Below are 16,672 nucleotides of genomic sequence, written 5' to 3'. Positions count from 1 at the left end.
CCATGACGATCCGCGCGGCCCGCCCCGCCGATCGGCCGCTGTCCGAGCAGCGGGGCGGGTTCGAGTCGACCACCCGGCCCGGGCAGGCCAGCCGACCCGGGCAGGCCACCCGGCCCGGGCAGGCCAGCCGACCCGGGCAGGCCACCCGGCCCGGGCGGGCCAGCCGACCCGGCGGGCGGGCTCGGCCGCTGGTCGGGCTCGGCCCTCACAGCTGACCGGACGGGCGGGCTCGGCCGAGGGTCGGGATCGGCCCCGGCGGCTGACCTGGTGGGGGCGGTCACCGGCGGGCGTCGCCGGTGCGACCGGCCTGCCTGCGCCGACCCAGCCAACCTCTGCTGACCGGCCGGGACAGCGACCGGGCGAGCCGGTCCGCCGCCGCGTCGGCGCGCAACTCGGCGGAGTGGGAGCGGTGCAGGGTGAGCATGAAGTCTGCGTCGTTGCCGAACATGTCGGGCTCCTTCGTCGTGTCGTCGTCCTCTGCTGACGACTCTTCGCGCGAAGGCCCCATCCGGGCATGGGCACGACGCCTCATCTTCCCGGTCGGCACCCTCCTTACCCGTCCGGTCCGGGCGCGTGAGGCGACGTAAGGTACTCAGTTGCCCCAGCACCCGGACGCGGATCAACGGGGCAGGCGGCGACCACTAGACTCTGCGGCATGGCAAAGCCCCAGGAGAAGGTCTCGTTCGGCCAGCGGCTGAAGCAGATCGGGATGGTGTTCCAGTTCACCGCCAAGCAGGACCGGTGGTTCGCGCCGCTGGTCGCCGCCGCGGTGCTGCTCCCGCTCGCCCTCACCGTGGTCGCGGTCATCTTCTGGGGCTGGATCTGGCTGCCACTGGGCATCCTGTTCATCCTGCTCGCGGTGCTGATCGTGCTCAACCTGCGGTCCAACAAGGCGATGATGAACGCCGCCGAGGGGCAGCCCGGCGCGGCGGCGCAGATCATGGAGAACATGCGCGGCGACTGGCGGGTGACCCCGGCGGTCAGCTCGACCACCCAGATGGACATGGTCCACCTGGTGATCGGCCGCCCGGGCGTGATCCTGCTGGCCGAGGGCAACCCGCAGCGGGTGCGCGGCCTGCTCGGGCAGGAGAAGCGGCGGCTGGCCAAGGTGATCGGCTCCGCTCCCCTGCACGACTACGTGATCGGGCAGCAGGAGGGCGAACTGCCCATCCGCAAGCTCCGGACGACACTGCTGCGCCTGCCCCGCGCCCTCTCCGGCAAGGACGTCAACTCGCTGGACAAGCGCCTCAAGGCGCTCACCGCGCGGCCGCAGATGCCCAAGGGCGCGATCCCGAAGAACATGCGGCCGCCGGGCGCCTTCCGCCAGTCGCGGGGCCGCTGACCCTTTCGACGTACGCCGACAGGAGCCGGACCCGCACGGGTCCGGCTCTTTCGCGTCGCGGCGGTCGAACGCGCCCTCGCGCCCCCGCGCCCTAGCGCGGCGCGGCGCGGCGCGGCGCGGCGCGGCGCGGCGCGGCGCGGCGCGGCGCGGCGCGGCGCGGCGCGGCGCGGCGCGAAGATCGTGCTCGAACCTGGATGTAGTGGTGTCAGGGCTTGTGGATGCCACTACATCAATGATCGAGCACGATCTTGGGATCGCTAAGGCGGGCCGCCTTCGGAGGCGCAGAGCGTCTGATCAGCCTCGGGGTGCGTCCACGATGACCGAGTCGGCGAGCTTGTCGTGCAGCCCTCGGCGGTGCTCGTCCATGATCAGTGCGGGGACGACGAGGGCCAGCAGCAGGCCCCGGATCAGCCCTCGGATGATCCCGATGCGTCCGCCGTCGTGCCAGTTCACGCAGCGGACCTTCGTGATGTACATGCCGGGGGTCTGGGCGAACAGGCCGAGGAAGAAGCCGTACACCAGGACCAGGACCAGCACCGGCGCCCAGCCGTCGCGGACCGGGTCGGCGAAGAAGTTGGACACCAGCAGACAGAGCACCCAGTCGATGATCAGCGCCCCGAACCGTCGCCCGAGGGTCGGCGGGGTGAAGGTGGGGTCGGTGGCGGGCGCTGCCGGGGTGTGCGGATTGGTCACAGCGGTCAAGGGTATCCGCGCCGGGACGAGGCCTTGCCGGGTGCCGCCGCCACTGTGTGCCGATTCAGGCCAAACCCATCAGATGTCATTAGACTGGCACAGTCGGTACGGCGCTCGCAGCGGGCCGAGGCGTCGACGGGAGCGTCGCTGACGCTCCGCGAGGGACGTAACACGGCAGAAACAACGGAGACACGGCCGGGCAACCCCCCGGCCATAGCGTCGCCGGAAGCCTAGCCACCCCGTGGACGTGCCAGGAGGATGTGTGTTCGCCAACCCCGAGGAACTGCTGCGATACCTCAAGAACGAGGACGTGAAGTTCGTCGACGTTCGTTTCTGTGACCTGCCCGGCGTGATGCAGCACTTCAACCTGCCGGTCGAGTCCGTCAACGACGACCTCTTCACTGACGGCCTCGCGTTCGACGGTTCGTCGATCCGCGGTTTCCAGGCGATCCACGAGTCGGACATGCTCCTGCTCCCGGACGTCGCCACCGCGTTCATCGACCCGTTCCGCGCGCAGAAGACTCTCGCGCTCAACTTCTTCATCCACGACCCGTTCACCCGCGAGGCGTACACCCGCGACCCGCGTAACGTGGCGAAGAAGGCCGAGGCTTACCTCGCGGCCAGCGGCATCGCCGACACCGCGTACTTCGGCGCCGAGGCGGAGTTCTACATCTTCGACTCGATCCGCCACGAGACCTCGGCGCACCAGTCGTTCTACTACATCGACTCGATCGAGGGCGCCTGGAACACCGGCCGTGAAGAGGCGGGCGGCAACCGCGGTTACAAGACCGCGTACAAGGGTGGTTACTTCCCGGTGCCGCCGGTCGACCACTACGCCGACCTGCGCGACTCGATCGTGCGCCGGCTGGTCGACTCCGGGTTCACCGTGGAGCGTTCGCACCACGAGGTGGGCACCGCCGGCCAGTCCGAGATCAACTACAAGTTCTCCACGCTGCTGCACGCCGCCGACCAGCTTCAGCTCTTCAAGTACATCGTGAAGAACGAGGCGTGGGCCAACGGCAAGACCGCGACGTTCATGCCCAAGCCGCTCTTCGGTGACAACGGTTCCGGCATGCACACCCACCAGAGCCTCTGGCTCAACGGTGAGCCGCTGTTCTACGACGAGACCGGCTACGCCGGCCTGTCCGACATGGCCCGCTGGTACATCGGCGGTTTGCTGCACCACGCGCCGTCGCTGCTGGCGTTCACCAACCCGACGGTCAACTCGTACCGCCGCCTGGTGCCGGGCTTCGAGGCGCCGGTCAACCTGGTCTACTCGCAGCGCAACCGGTCCGCCTGCACCCGCATCCCGGTGACCGGCAGCAACCCGAAGGCCAAGCGCGTCGAGTTCCGCGTGCCGGACCCGTCGGCCAACGTCTACCTGGCCTTCTCCGCCATGATGATGGCCGGCCTGGACGGCATCAAGAGCAAGATCGAGCCGCCGACGCCGATCGACAAGGACCTCTACGACCTCCCGCCGGAGGAGTGGGGCGACGTCAAGCAGGTGCCGGGCTCGCTGTCGGCAGTGCTCGACTCGCTGGAGGCCGACCACGACTACCTGCTCGACGGCGGCGTCTTCACCCCCGACCTGATCTCCACCTGGGTCGACTGGAAGCGCGCCAACGAGGTCGACCCGGTGCGCCTGCGCCCGACCCCGCACGAATTCGCCATGTACTACGACTGCTGAGCAGTCACCGCACCACCGGCCGGGCCGGCTCCGCGATCACGGAGCCGGCCCGGCTCGCTGTGCGCCACCCCCCGGCATACCTTCGCGTCCGATACATTGCTCCCTGTGGACACGCCGCTACGCGAACCGACCTTCCTGATCCTCACCGCGCTGGCCGCCCAGCCGATGCACGGCTACGGGCTGATCGGTGAGGTCGCCACCCTCTCCGACAACCGCGTGTCGCTCCGCCCCGGGACGCTCTACGGGGCGCTCGACCGACTCGTCGACGCCGGCCTCGTCGAGGTCGACCGGGAAGAGGTGGTGGACGGCCGACTGCGCCGCTACTACCGCCTCTCCTCCAGCGGCGAGACCACGCTGAGCAGCGAGACCGAGCGGCTGCGCCGCAACGTCGAAGCCGCCACCCGCCGGTTGTCCAAGCGCTCTCGGGCCACCCTCCCGACCATCCCGCGCACGGCCGGAGGCTTGGCATGAACGACCTGGAACGCCGCTACCTCCGGCTGCTGCGCGCGTACCCCACCGACTACCGGCGGGCCCGCGGCGCCGAGATCGTCGGCACCTACCTCGACCTGGCCACCCCTGACCAACGGTGGCCGACGCCGGCGGACGCCGCGGACCTGGTGCGCGGCGGCCTCCGCCAGCGGCTGCGGGCCGCGGGCGTCACCGGCCTGATTCCGGGGGTACGCCTCGCGGCGCTGCTGGCCCTGGTCACCGCGAGCGCTCTCGCCGGCGTCTGGGGTACGGCAGAGCTGCATCCCCCGCCCGCGGAGTGGCGCGTCCCCCACGTCGGCCCGTTCGTCTCGCTCGGTGTCGTCACGTGGGCGGCATGGCTGCTGGCGGCGGTGGTGATCGCTGTCGCGCCGAGCCGGGTCGCCCGGTGGGGCGTCACCCTCGCGCTCCTGCTCACCATTGCGCTGCCACCGGTGGCCGCGGCGTTCGACGCACCCCGACCGCCGCTGATGGTGCTGCTGCCGCAGGTGGTCCTGGGTGTGCTGGGGCTCGCCCTGCCCGATAGGTCCACCCGGGCGATCCGTCTCGCGCCGGCGCTGTCCGCACTGTCGGCGGTGGTGGCGACGGAGTTCCTGGTGGGCCTGGACCCGGGTTTCTTCTACTACGGCACCCCCATGGACGTCTTCCTGCCCACCGTCGCCGGAGTGTTGGTGGTCGTCGGGGCGCTGCTGGCTCTGGGTCTGGGCCTGGGCGGGGACACCCGCGGCGGCTGGGCGCTCGTCACACTGCTCACCCCCGCCGGCTTCCTCGCGGTGCCCGGCCTGGCCGACAGCTTCGGCCCGGCGTACGGCCCCATCACCTTCGCGGAACTGGCGGTGACCGCCGTCGTCGTCGCGGTAGCCGGTCCGGCCGCGCTGCTCCTGACCGTGCTGTTCCGCTCCCGACAGACCTCCACCCCCCAACCCTCCGGACGACAGTGCCCCACCTGCGGCGCGCGAGCCTAACCACCCCACCCCACCCAACCCAGTCCCCGCCCCATCCGCCCCCGCGCGTTGATCAAGAGGTTTGCGTCACCAGAGCGCCGAAATCTGACGCAAACCTCTTGATCAACCAGGACGAGGGGCACGCCACCACACCAACGGTCGAGCGCGATCCTGACCGTCCAAAGGCGACGATCATGGGGCTAGCTGGACAACCTGTCCGGATTGTCACCGGCAACCTCATGATCGACCGGCTGGACACGACCGGTGGGCGATCGCAGCAGGATCAGAACCAGGGTCAGGAGCAGGACGGTCATCGCCACGGCGCCGGGGGCCTTGGTGAAACGGGCCAGGTTCGTGCCGTCGGGCAGCGCCAGGAAGGTCGCCACCGCCACCGGCAGCACGAACCAGGTCGTCCGCGCGGCGGTGAGTGCGAGCAATGCCAACGGCCAGGTCGCATACCAGGGGTGGAAGACCGGTGACAGGACGACGGTGGCGACCAGCGCCAGCGCGGCACCGTGCAGCACCACCCGGGAACGCGCCACCCCGAGCCGCGCCATCCCGAGCCGCGCCACCCCGAGCCGCGCCACCCCGAGCCGCGCCACCCCGAGCCGCGCCACCCCGAGCCGCGCCACCCCGAGCCGCGCCACCCGTCGGGCGTCGTTGACGCCGCGCAGGGCCCGCCAGGTCCGCCACCAGAGCACCACCAGCACCCCCGCGAGCAGCAGCAGGGCCACCGCCCGGACCACCGGCACCGCCTGCGGGTCCCGGCCGACCAACGCGCCGGCGTAGCCCACCACGAACCCGACGGCGGTGGGTGGCGACGTCCACTGCTCGGAGTCGCCGCTGTGCGTCAGCCCGCCCACCCAGCCGAACCCGAGACCGGACACCAGGGAGGTGACCAGCACCGCGCCGACGAGCCCGCCGGCCAGCCAGCCGCCGTCGCGCACCAGTGCCCGCACCGTGTACGGACGCCGCACCCCGGCCAGCACCGCGAACGGCACCACCACCACGGCAGTGGCCTTCACCGTGACCGCCAGCCCGAGCAGCGCTCCGGCCAGCAGCAGCGCGGGCGGCCAACCCGGTCGCCGGATCGCCACCAGCAGCCCGCAGAGCAGCAGGCCCAGCATCACGGCGTCGTTGTGCGCCCCGGCCACCAGGTGTACGCCGACCAGCGGGCCGGCCAGCGCCAGCCAGGCGGCCCGCCGGGTCGGCACCCCGGCGGCGCGGGCCAGGCCGGGCAGGCAGAGCGCGGCCAGCAGCAGGCCCGCCACGGCGATGACCCGCAGCGCCACGATCGTGCCGGTCAACCCGCCACCGAGGCTGACCGCGAGCGCGGCGAGCAGGACGAACACCGGCCCGTACGGTGCCGGGGTGTCCCGCCAGATCGGCGCGACGGTGTCCAGCCACGGACAGCCCGCCGCCGCCACCCCCACGGAGTACGGGTCGACGCCGTGCGCGTACGTCCAGCCCTGGCACGCGTACGAGTAGACGTCCCGGCTGCCCATCGGGGGCGTGACCAGCAGGGGCAGCGCCCACAGCCCGGCGGTGACGTACACCCACCGGGTCGACGGGGCGCCGTGGCGCAACGACCACCACGCGCCGACCAGCAGCGCGGTGCCGACCAGCCAGCAGGTCAGCGTCGCCGGGCCGTCCGGGGCTCGCCAGATCGACGCCGGTGTCACGCCGAGCGGGGCGTCGCGCAGCGCCCCGCCGAGGTGTCCGGCCACGGCGAGCAGGGCAGCGCCGGCCAGGCCGACGTACCGCGCACCCGACGCCGCCCCCGCACCAGCCGGGCCGGACGAACCGGGCGGGCCGGGAGCGGTCACCGGCGCACCTTCCCTCAGTCGGCGGCGACCGGGTGACGGGCCGCCCGAGCCGACCGTACCAACCGGACGACCACCACGATCACCAACAGCGTCATCAGCGGCGCCCCGACCGTCTTGGTGTACCGGGGAAGCCCGGTGCCGTCCGGCAGGATCAGGAACGACGCGACCAGGGCGACCACGACGAACCATCGGGTACGCCGGGCGGTGGCGGCCAGCACGAACAACGGCCACGTCCAGTACCAGGGGTGCACCACCGGTGCGAGCGCGACGGTGACGGCGAGCGCGAGCCCGGCGTAGAACAGCGGGTCACGGGTACGGGCCCGCCACCAGAGCCCGACGAGGAGGACGGCCAGCACCACCACGGCGATCCCGCGCGTCACCGGCAACGCGTCGACGTGACCGCCGAACGGCACGGCGAGGTAGCCGATGGTCTGCGCGACGGCGGTGGGCGGGGAGGTCCAGGCGATGGCGGCGCCGCCCTGGGACAGCCCGCCGATCCAACCGAAGTCGAGCCCGCCGACGACCGTCACTCCGACGACGCTGGCGACGGCCCCGCCGACCACCCAACCGCCGTCGCGGATCAGCGTCCGGATGCGGTACGGCCCGGCGGTGGCCGCCAGGGCGGCGAACGGGACCACCACCACGGCGGTGACCTTGATCGCCACGGCGACGCCGAGAAGCAGCCCGCTGACGAGCAGCATGCCGCGCCGGCCGGGGTGGGACGCCACCACGGCCAGCCCTCCGACCAGCGCGGCGAGCATCAGCACGTCGTTGTGGGGACCGCCGATCAGGTGCGCGGCGACCAGTGGGCAGCCCAGCGCCAGCCACACCGCCCGTCGGGCCGGCACCCCGGCCCGGCGGGCCAGCACCGGCAGCGCCCACGCGGTCAACGCCACGCCGACCAGGGACAGCGCCCGGAACAGCACGATGCTGGCGTTCAGCGACCCGGTGACCTCGACCACCGCGCCCGCGATGAGGACGAACAGCGGCCCGTACGGTGCCGGGGTGTCCCGCCAGATGACGGAGACCGTGTCCAGCCAGGGGCAGGGCAGCGCGGAGACACCGTGCTCGTACGGGCTGATGCCGCCGGCGAAGCTGGCGCCCTGGCACGCGTACGCGTACACGTCGCGGCTGCCGAACGGTGGCGCGACGAGCAGCGGCAGCAGCCACAGCCCTACGGTGACCAGCGCCCACCGGGTCGACGGCACCCCGTCGCGCAGCGCCCACCAGGCGTACGCGAGCAGGCCGGTGCCGACCACCCAGGCCGCCAGAACCAGTGGCCCGTGGGGGCCCTGCCAGATGCTGACCGGGGTGCTGCGCAGCGGGCCGCCGGGGAACGCTCCCCCGAGGAACGCGGACAGCGCGAGCAGCGTCGAGCCGACCAGGCCGGTCCAGCGCGCGAGGTGGGAAGGCACGCCCGACATGCTGCCAGCACCCCGGTCGGTGGGTGACGGCAGGCACCGTCAGCAGTGCCTGGCCGGGGCGAGGTCGCTGGTGATCGTGTAGTCGCCGGCCGCGCGGACCCGCACCTCGGTCCACCCGTCCGCGCCCGGGCGCAGACAGCCATCCGGGCCGTCGAGCGACAGCCACCGGGACCAGCGCACCCGAACCGGCACGTCGCCGGGCGCGGCGGTCAGCCGCACCGAGCCCCGGTCGGAGCCGACGAGCCGGCCCGGTGCGCCGACCAGCGGCGTCGGGTCGGTCACCGCGTACAGCCGCCAGGTCCTGTCGCTCCAGACCTCCCGCAGGTACGGCAGGCCGGCCCGGATCATCGCGGCCTCGTCCCGGCCCCACCGGTCGGCGGGTGCGTCCGGGGCGACGGCCACGTAGGTCACCGCCTCGTCGCGGAGCCACTTCCCGTAGGTCTGCGTGTCCAGGGTGCCGTCGTAGAACAGCGCGTTGCGATCGCTGTCGACCTGGCGTTCCCAGCCCCGGGCCAGGGGCACTGTCGGTGGCAGGTACGCGGATTCCCAGTGGTCGCGCAGCGGCACCACCTCGACCCGTCCGACGGGTTGCCGCCGTTGCAGTTCCTCGACGAGCGGGCGGTGGAACGCCGGGGCGCTCTCCGGGGCGCCGGCGCGGGTGACGTCGCTCGTCATGACCGGCGACTGCCACCACACCGTCGCGGCGAGCAGCCCGGCCAGCCACGGGCCGGGCAGCGGGGCGTACCCGGCCAGCACGGGCAGCGCGAACAGCAGCGGCAGGCGCAGCGCGTTGGAGCCGATCGGGCTGGGCACGTAGTAGGCGGCGACCAGGAGCAGGACGGTGAGCGCCGCGCCGACCCGCAGCACCCGGCGGCGGCGCGGCACCAGCACCGCCACCAGCACGGCGAGGGCGACGTTGATCCGCATCGACTCGGCCGAGTACGGCTGGGTGCCCCCGTTGCCGAAGAGGAGCGCGATCGGCGCGAGGGTGACAATCGGGGCCAGGGCCAGGACGAAACCCTCCGCCAGCGGACCCTCCGCCCGCCACTCACCCGGTAGCGCACGACCCGGCCCGTCCCCACGGTGGAGGGCGGCCAGCAGCAACGCCGCCCCGGCCAGCCCGGTGAACAGGCCGGCGACCGGGCTCGCCGCCGTCGCCAGGGCGGCGCCGATCGCGGCGAGCGCCAACCGGGCGGTACGTGCTGGGCCTTCCGTGCTGACGGCGCAGAGCGCGAGCAGCCCGAACGTCAGGCCGACGGCGAAGGTGATCCGTCCGCTCGCCAGGTTGCCGACCAGGACCACGGCACCGAGGACGCCGGCCAGCAGCGGGCGTCGGGCCCGGTTCCGGGCGAACAGCCACGCCAACGCGAACGCGCCGAGCACGGCGGCGACCGCCCCCAGTGGACGCATTCCGATCAGCGCGCCCAACCGGGCCGTGAACAGGCTGTAGCCGTACTGGTTGACACCGCCGTACCAGCCGAGGTCGATCGGCGTCGCGCCGTACCGGTCGGCGAACTCGGCCCGGGCCACCTGCGCCGCGAGGTCGGTGCCCATCCGGGGCGCGAGCAGGAACGCGACGGCGAGCACCACCGCGACCCCGGTCGCGGTCATCCAGCCGGTGCGCCGCCCGAACGGGCGTGGCGACGCGTCAGGCATTGAGGACCCGTTCGGTAGCGGCCCGGGAGCGGCGACCGACGCGCAGGTACTCGTCGAGGAACTCCCCCGGGTCGTCGCGGCCGAGCAGCCGGACCACGCCGGCCAACTCCACCCCGTGCCGGGGCAACTGGTCGCCGGCCCGACCCCGGACCAGCATCAACGCGTTGCGGACCTGCGCGGCCAGGGACCACCCGGCGGCCATCTCGGCGGCGTCCGCCGGGTCGATCAGGCCGGCCCGCTCGGCGGCCGCGAGAGCGTCGAGGGTACGCGTGCCGCGCAGCGCCGGGTTCGCACCGGCGTGCCGGAGCTGGACGAGTTGCACCGCCCACTCCACGTCGGCCAGCGCGCCGCGACCCAGTTTGGTGTTGGTGGCCGGGTCGGCACCCCGGGGCAGCCGCTCGTTCTCCACCCGGGCCTTGATCCGCCGGATCTCGACGACCTGTTCACGGGTCAACCCCTCGGCCGGGTACCGCACCGGGTCGATCATCGCCTCGAACTCGGCGCCCAGACCCGCGTCGCCGCAGACGAACCGGGCGCGCAGCAGCGCCTGCGACTCCCACACCCGCGACCAGCGGGCGTAGTACGCCGCGTACGCGGCGAGGCTGCGCACCAGCGGGCCCTGCCGGCCCTCCGGGCGCAGGTCGGCGTCGACACCCAGCGGCGGGTCGGGCGCGGGCACGCCGAGCAGCCGACGCAGCTCCTCGGCGATCGCGTGAGCGGCGGCGCTGGCCGCGCTGTCGCCGACCCCGGCGGGCGGGTCGTAGACGAAGAGCACGTCGGCGTCGGAGAGGTAGTTCGACTCGTACCCGCCGAGCCGTCCCATGCCGATCACGGCGAACCGCAACCCTTCCGGCGCGGGTTGGCTGGCCTGGGCGGCGCGCAGCGCGGCGGCCAGCGTGGCGTCGGTGACGTCGGCGAGCGCCGTGCCGACCTGGGTGATGTCGGACAGGCCGGGAGCCGGCCGGCTCGTGCCGTCCGGACGGGTGGGGCTGGGTGCGAGCGAACCCGCGCGGCAGAGCACGTCGGCGCAGGCCACCCGGACCAGTTCCCGACGCCGCAGCGCGCGCACCGCGCTGGTCGCCTCGACCGGGTCGGTGTGCCGGGCCGCCGCCGCGAGGAACCCCTCCCGCAGCACCTCCCGGGAGCGCGGGGCCAGCTCGTTCTCCTCGGCCAGCAGCCGCAGCGCCTCCGGGTCGCGGGCGAGCAGGTCGGCCACGTACCGGGACAGCGAGAGGACCCGGGCCAGCCGACGGGCGACCGGGCCACCGTCGCGCAGCAGCCGCAGGTACCAGGGTGTGCTGCCGAGCTTGTCGGAGACCTTGCGGTAGTTGAGCAGCCCCCGGTCCGGCTCCGGCGCGTCGGCGAACTCGCTCAGCAGCACCGGCAGCAGGGTCCGCTGGATGGCCGCCGTGCGACTCACCCCGCCGGTGAGCGCCTGGAGGTGCCGCAGCGCCCCGGCCGGGTCGGCGAAGCCGAGGATCTCCAGTCGGTGCCGGGCCGCCTCCGGGGTGAGTCGCAGTCCGTCCGCCGGCACCCGGGCCACCGACTCCAACAGCGGCCGGTAGAGCAGTTTGGCGTGCAGTCGGCGTACCTCGGTGGCGTGGGTGACCCACTCGGCCCGGAAGCTCTCCACGGCGCTGCGCCCCGGCGCGGCCGTGAAACCCAGCGCGGCGGCGAGCCAGCGCAGCGCGCCCGGCTCGGTGGGCACCGTGTGCGTCCGGCGTAGGCCCTGGAGTTGCAGCCGGTGCTCGACGCTGCGCAGGAAGCGGTAGCCGCGCAGCAGCGCCTCGCCGTCGGCGCGACCGACGTAGCCGCCGGCGACGAGCGCGCGCAGGGCCGGGATGGTGCCCGGTTCCCGCAGCGTCTCGTCACCGCGACCGTGCACGAGTTGCAGCAGTTGGACGGCGAACTCGATGTCGCGCAGCCCGCCGGGGCCGCGCTTGATCTCCCGCTCCAGCTCCTTCGGCGGGATGTTGTCGATGATCCGGCGACGCATGGAGCGCACGTCCTCGACCGCCTCGGGGCGTTCGGCGGCCCGCCACACCAGCGGCGCGAGCTGGTCGATCCACTCCTGGGCCAGCGGCAGGTCACCGGCGGCCGGGCGGGCCTTGAGCAGCGCCTGGAACTCCCAGGTGCGCGCCCACCGCCGGTAGTACGCGAGGTGGCTGGCGAGGGTTCGCACCAGCGGGCCCCGGTTGCCCTCGGGACGCAGCGCGGCGTCCACCGGCCACGCGACCATCCCGCAGATGGAGATCAGCCGGGTCGCCACCAGTGTCGCGGCGGGCAGGTCGGCGTCCTCGGCGGCGACGAAGATGACGTCCACGTCGGAGACGTAGTTCAGCTCGCCACCACCGCACTTGCCCATCGCCACCACCGCGAGCCGGGGCCGCTCGGTGCCGTCCGCCAGCTCGGTGACCGCGATCTCGTACGCGGCGGCCAGCGTCGCGTCGGCGAGCGCGGAGAGCGCGGCCATGGTCTGCTCCAGGCCGCGCCCACCGGTGAGGTCCGCCGCCGCGATCCGCAGCAACGCCAGCCGGTACGCGGAGCGCAGCGCCGCCGTCGGGTTGCCACCGTCGGTCGGTTCCAGCCGGCCCTCGGCGATCGGGGCGAGACCGTCCGGTGCGGTACGCAACGTCAGACAGTGCTCGGGGTTCGCCACCAGGTGGTCGCCGAGCGCCGACGACGCGCCCAGCACGGCGATGAGCCGCCGTCGCAGCCCGGGATCGGCGTGCAGCTCCGCGATCAGCGGCGATTCGGCGCTGCCCTCGGTCGCACGGCGTTCGGCCTCGACGATGCGGTGCAGTTGACGCAGCGCCAGGTCCGGGTCGGCGGCCCGGGACAGCGCGGCGAGCAACTCCCCGGCCGGCTCGTCGGTCGGCTCCTGCTCCTCCGGCCGCCACAGCCGCAGCCCGTCCGGGCCGAGGAGGTCCGCGGCGCGCGCGCCGCCGTCGCCCTCCGCGGTGCCGAACCCGTACCGGGCGAGCCGCCCCGGGGCCCTGGTCGGCCGGCTCATCAGTGCCCGAGCAGCGGCAGGCCGCGCCGCGTCACGCTGTCGTCCAGCTCGCCGAGGGCCAGCGCGGCGAACCGGGCGGCGAACGGCTGCCAGACCTCCTCGACGTCGGGCAGCACCGAGGCGCAGGCCGCCACCACCAGCTCCGGGTCGTAACCCAGCTCGGCGAGGAGGGCCGAGTCGGTCGACCAGTCGGCGATCATCGCGGTGTCGCACTCGATGTGGAACTGCAGACCCCAGGCCCGGTCACCGAGCCGGAACGCCTGGTTCGGGTAGCGGGTCGACGCGGCCAGCAGGGTCGCGCCCCGGGGCAGCTCGGTGATCTCGTCGACGTGCCACTGGAGCACGTCCGGGATCAGCGGCACGTACCGGAACAGCGGGTCGCCCTCGGCGGCGTCGCGCCGGCCGACCACGCCGGGGCCGATCTCGGGCCCGGAGGGGCTGCGTTCGACCAGCCCGGCGTGCGCGGTGGCGAGCAGTTGCGCGCCCAGGCAGACGGCCAGGGTCGGCACCCGGTGCCGGACCGCCTTGCGCAGCAGGCCCTCCACCGCGGGGAACCAGGGCGCGCCGGGCGAGCCGTCGGGCAGCGGGTACGCCTGTTGTTCACCGCCGAGCACCACCAGCGCCGCGTACCCCTCCAGGTCGGCGGGGAGCTCGTCGCCGGCGTGCGGGCGGACCACCCACAGCTCCAGCCCAGCCTCGGTCAGCCACTCGCCCAGCAGGCGGGCGTCGTCCGTCGGGTCGTTCTCGATCACCAGCGCGGTTGCCACCCGTCGAGGCTAGCGGGTACGCCGCGTCGTGCCACGCCCCGCCACAGAGGCGCGTGCCCGTGCTGGTGGGGGTGGTTAGGCTCTGCGGTTGTGATCAGCGAGGACACCGCCGCCGTCCACCCACCCGTGCTGGTGCCGGGGGACGCGGTGCTGTTGGTGTCGCCGTCCGGGCCGACTTCGCCGGAGCGGGTGGCCCGGGGCATGGAACTGCTCGTCGGATGGGGTCTGCGCCCGGTGCCGGCCCCGAACGCGTACGCCCGCCACGGCTTCCTCGCCGGCACCGACGATCTGCGCGCCGCCGACCTGAACGCCGCCTTCGCCGATCCGGAGATCCGAGGGGTCATCTGCACCCGGGGCGGGTACGGCGTCCAGCGCATCGTGGACGCCATCGACATGGCCGCCGTCCGCCGCGACCCGAAGGTGGTGGCCGGCTTCTCGGACATCACCGCGTTGCAGTTCGCGTTGTGGCGGGGCGCCCGGCTGGCCGGGGTGCACGGCCCGGGGGCGGCCTGGCGCGACGAGCGGACCCCGCTGCGCTCCGCCGAGTCCCTGCACGCGGCGCTGATGACGACCGAGCCGGTGACGATCAGCGCGGTGCCCACCGAGGAGACCTTCGACGTCCGCGTCCCGGGTCAGGCCACCGGCACCCTGCTCGGCGGCAACCTGTGCATGATCGCCGCGTCGATCGGCACACCGGACCTGCCCGACCTCACCGGCGCGGTGCTGTTGATCGAGGACGTGCAGGAACCCCCGTACAAGGTCGACCGGATGCTGACCCACCTGCGCCGGGCCGGCGCGCTGGACGGGCTGGCCGGGGTGGCGGTCGGGCAGTTCACCGACTGCGGCGACGGCTGGGACACCACGATCGTCGACGTGCTCACCGAACGCCTCGGCGACCTGGGCGTACCGGTCCTCGGCGGCCTCCCCATCGGCCACGGCCCCGGCCAACTGACGGTCCCGGTGGGCACCAGAGCGACAGTGGACACGGACACCAACACCCTGACCGCCGCCCCCGCCGTCTCCCCCCAGCCCCCCACCGCCCCCACCGGTGATCGCCACCCCCACCGCCCCCGCCACCACCGCCCCCGCCGGTGATCAAGAGGTTTGCGTCATGTCCGGCCCGGAATCTGACGCAAACCTCTTGATCACCTAGGCGGGGTGGGCGGGGCGGGGCAGGGCAGGTGGGCTACCGCGCCGGTTTCCAGGGCGGCCCAGACGCCGTCGGCGGTGCGGGCGATGCCGTGTGGTTCGGCATCGGGGGTCAGCAGGTCGTAGCCCTCGATCCGGCCGGTGCCGTCGAGGTGACCGATCCGGTTGGCGCCCCACTCCGTGAACCACGCGCCGCCCGCCGGGTCGGCCACGATGGCGTGCGGACGGGCCGCACGGTCCGGTAGCGGGAACTCGACGATCTCACCGTCCGGCGCGATCCGGCCGAGCTGACCGGCGGCGATCTCCACGAACCAGACGGCACCGTCGGCGCCGAGGGTGATGCCGACCGGGCCGGCGTTCGCGGTGGGCAGCGGGTGCAGCGTGGTACGACCGTCGAGGTCGATGCGGCCGATCGCGTTCGCCTGGTTGAGGGTGAACCAGAGCGCCTGGTCCGCGCCCGCGGTGATCATCGAGGCGAACCCGCCGGTCACCGGCAAGGGAAACACCGTGAGGGTGCCGTCGGTGTGCACCCGGCCGATCGTGTCGGAGGTCATCCCGGCGTACCAGAGCGCGCCATCGGCTCCGGCGGCGATGCCACCGGGCCCGGTGCCGGCGGGCAGGGTGATGGTGCGCTGCTCACCGTCGACGCTGAGGCGACCGATCCGGTCGTCGCCGGAGCGGGTGAACCAGAGCGCGTCGTCCGGCCCGGCCGCGATGATCAAGGGACGACCGCCGGCCGGCTCCAGCGGATAGGTACGGACCGAGCCGTCCACCCCGAGGCGGGCGATCGCGCCGGCGTGGACCAGCGTCAGCCACAGCGCGCCGTCGAGGCCGGCCGTGATGCCGTACGGGCCGGCGCCCGGCTCGACGAGCGGTATCTCCCGAATCGTGGATATCGTCATGTGCGGTGTCCTTCCGTGGACGGATCGCCCACCATGACCGATCTGTCAGCGCCAGCACAACCGGTTTGGTCCGCCACCCGCCGCGATTATCAGCCCGCTGACAGGATCACCACGGCTTCCACCCAGGCTGCCCGGTCACTCTCGGTGACGACACCGCAGGATGACCGAACCTCTGGAGGACAGCATGTCCCGCACCATCCGCAGGAAGCACCTGTTGGCCGGCCTGGCCACCGCCGGCGTCCTCGGCGTGGGGATCGCGGCCCCGACCATCGCGTTCGCCGCGGACACCCCCACCCCGGCACCGAGCACCAGCAGCGCCCCGGCCCCCGGCGCGAAGGCCGACCGGCAGGGCGAGTTCGCCGAGGCGCTCGCCAAGGAGCTGGGCGTGCCCACCGACAAGGTGACCGCCGCCCTGGAGAAGGTCCGCGAGCAGCACCGGCCGGCCGATCGGCCGCAGCGCCCCTCCGGCGAGGACCGCAAGGCCGCGCTCAAGGAACGGCTGGACCAGGCCGTCAAGGACGGCAAGCTCACCCAGGAGCAGGCCGACGCCATCACCAAGGCCGTCGAGGCCGGTGTCTTCCCCGGGGCCGGCGGCCACCGCGGGTGGGGCCACCACGGCGGTCCGGCGGGTACGCCCGGCAAGTGACCCGTCGGCACCCGTGATCCACTCCATTCCGCCGACGTGGCGGTGTTCCCCCATCGGGACACCGCCACATCGGCGTTCTGGTGTCGATCACGCCACGCCGGCGGGCGCGGGCGGGCGGGCGGACGCGGCCACACCGG

General features: G+C 73.6%; 14 protein-coding genes and 1 pseudogene. 7 read left to right on the top strand and 8 right to left on the bottom strand.

Translation table 11 applies throughout. The features are described from left to right. Positions 1–2 precede the first annotated feature (2 nt). A complete protein-coding gene (locus GA0070612_RS14105; protein WP_088988306.1) occupies positions 3–215 on the top strand; it encodes a hypothetical protein in 213 nt (70 codons plus the stop codon). A gap of 62 nt (positions 216–277) precedes the next feature. Here the strand turns inward: GA0070612_RS14105 and GA0070612_RS31840 are convergent, their stop codons facing one another. Further along, a complete protein-coding gene (locus GA0070612_RS31840) occupies positions 278–448 on the bottom strand; it encodes a hypothetical protein (RefSeq protein WP_167393626.1) in 171 nt (56 codons plus the stop codon). 207 nt (positions 449–655) lie between these two features. Between GA0070612_RS31840 and GA0070612_RS14100 the strand changes: the two genes are divergently transcribed. Continuing rightward, positions 656–1,342, top strand: a complete 687-nt coding sequence (locus GA0070612_RS14100; protein ID WP_088988305.1) for a DUF4191 domain-containing protein — start codon at positions 656–658, stop codon at positions 1,340–1,342. A 294-nt stretch (positions 1,343–1,636) separates the two neighbouring features. Here the strand turns inward: GA0070612_RS14100 and GA0070612_RS14095 are convergent, their stop codons facing one another. Next, the gene (locus tag GA0070612_RS14095; RefSeq protein ID WP_088988304.1) at positions 1,637–2,035 is read right to left on the bottom strand and encodes an RDD family protein; all 399 of its coding nucleotides are present in this window, start codon (positions 2,033–2,035) and stop codon (positions 1,637–1,639) included. A gap of 262 nt (positions 2,036–2,297) precedes the next feature. Here GA0070612_RS14095 and glnA point away from each other — a divergent pair, with 262 nt between their 5' ends. The 3 genes from glnA to GA0070612_RS14080 all read left to right on the top strand — a co-directional run bounded on the left by glnA (position 2,298) and on the right by GA0070612_RS14080 (position 5,173). Beyond that, positions 2,298–3,722, top strand: coding sequence for a type I glutamate--ammonia ligase (glnA, locus tag GA0070612_RS14090; RefSeq protein ID WP_088988303.1), 1,425 nt, complete (start codon positions 2,298–2,300; stop codon positions 3,720–3,722). Between the two features lie 105 nt (positions 3,723–3,827). Next, positions 3,828–4,193 carry a PadR family transcriptional regulator gene (locus tag GA0070612_RS14085; RefSeq protein ID WP_088988302.1) on the top strand — a complete coding sequence of 122 codons (366 nt, stop codon included), beginning with the start codon at positions 3,828–3,830 and terminating at the stop codon, positions 4,191–4,193. Beyond that, positions 4,190–5,173, top strand: coding sequence for a hypothetical protein (locus GA0070612_RS14080; RefSeq protein WP_088988301.1), 984 nt, complete (start codon positions 4,190–4,192; stop codon positions 5,171–5,173). Before GA0070612_RS14085 ends, GA0070612_RS14080 begins: the two co-directional genes overlap by 4 nt. 179 nt (positions 5,174–5,352) lie before the next feature. Here the strand turns inward: GA0070612_RS14080 and mptB (GA0070612_RS14075) are convergent, their stop codons facing one another. From mptB (GA0070612_RS14075) to GA0070612_RS14055, 5 genes are read right to left on the bottom strand one after another with little or no spacing between them, the layout of a single operon-like run. Continuing rightward, positions 5,353–6,978, bottom strand: coding sequence for a polyprenol phosphomannose-dependent alpha 1,6 mannosyltransferase MptB (mptB, locus tag GA0070612_RS14075; RefSeq protein ID WP_167393625.1), 1,626 nt, complete (start codon positions 6,976–6,978; stop codon positions 5,353–5,355). A 14-nt stretch (positions 6,979–6,992) separates the two neighbouring features. After that, complete coding sequence (gene mptB, locus GA0070612_RS14070; protein WP_197699374.1) at positions 6,993–8,393, bottom strand: polyprenol phosphomannose-dependent alpha 1,6 mannosyltransferase MptB; 1,401 nt, start codon at positions 8,391–8,393, stop codon at positions 6,993–6,995. Positions 8,394–8,441: 48 nt separating this feature from the next. Continuing rightward, entirely contained in the window at positions 8,442–10,058 is a 1,617-nt protein-coding gene (locus GA0070612_RS14065) for a hypothetical protein (RefSeq protein ID WP_231924558.1), read from the bottom strand. Then, on the bottom strand, positions 10,051–13,071 hold the full coding sequence (locus tag GA0070612_RS14060; protein ID WP_088988299.1) for a bifunctional [glutamine synthetase] adenylyltransferase/[glutamine synthetase]-adenylyl-L-tyrosine phosphorylase: 3,021 nt from the start codon (positions 13,069–13,071) through the stop codon (positions 10,051–10,053). Before GA0070612_RS14060 ends, GA0070612_RS14065 begins: the two co-directional genes overlap by 8 nt. After that, positions 13,071–13,838 (bottom strand): type 1 glutamine amidotransferase, encoded by a 768-nt coding sequence (locus GA0070612_RS14055; RefSeq protein WP_088988298.1) that lies wholly within the window; start codon positions 13,836–13,838, stop codon positions 13,071–13,073. The genes GA0070612_RS14060 and GA0070612_RS14055 overlap by 1 nt, the downstream gene beginning before the upstream one ends. 90 nt (positions 13,839–13,928) lie before the next feature. Between GA0070612_RS14055 and GA0070612_RS14050 the strand changes: the two are divergent. Beyond that, positions 13,929–14,858 (top strand): annotated as a pseudogene (locus GA0070612_RS14050) (S66 peptidase family protein); the annotation flags it as partial. Between the two features lie 125 nt (positions 14,859–14,983). Here the strand turns inward: GA0070612_RS14050 and GA0070612_RS14045 are convergent. Next, the gene (locus GA0070612_RS14045) at positions 14,984–15,889 is read right to left on the bottom strand and encodes a Vgb family protein (protein ID WP_088988297.1); all 906 of its coding nucleotides are present in this window, start codon (positions 15,887–15,889) and stop codon (positions 14,984–14,986) included. Positions 15,890–16,073: 184 nt separating this feature from the next. Here GA0070612_RS14045 and GA0070612_RS14040 point away from each other — a divergent pair, with 184 nt between their 5' ends. Continuing rightward, on the top strand, positions 16,074–16,535 hold the full coding sequence (locus GA0070612_RS14040; RefSeq protein WP_088991491.1) for a hypothetical protein: 462 nt from the start codon (positions 16,074–16,076) through the stop codon (positions 16,533–16,535). Positions 16,536–16,672: the final 137 nt, after the last annotated feature.

Source organism: Micromonospora chokoriensis, assembly GCF_900091505.1.
Taxonomy (GTDB): domain Bacteria; phylum Actinomycetota; class Actinomycetes; order Mycobacteriales; family Micromonosporaceae; genus Micromonospora; species Micromonospora chokoriensis.
Note: the sequence above shows the minus strand (reverse complement) of the source record. Positions and strands in the feature narration are given on the sequence as shown.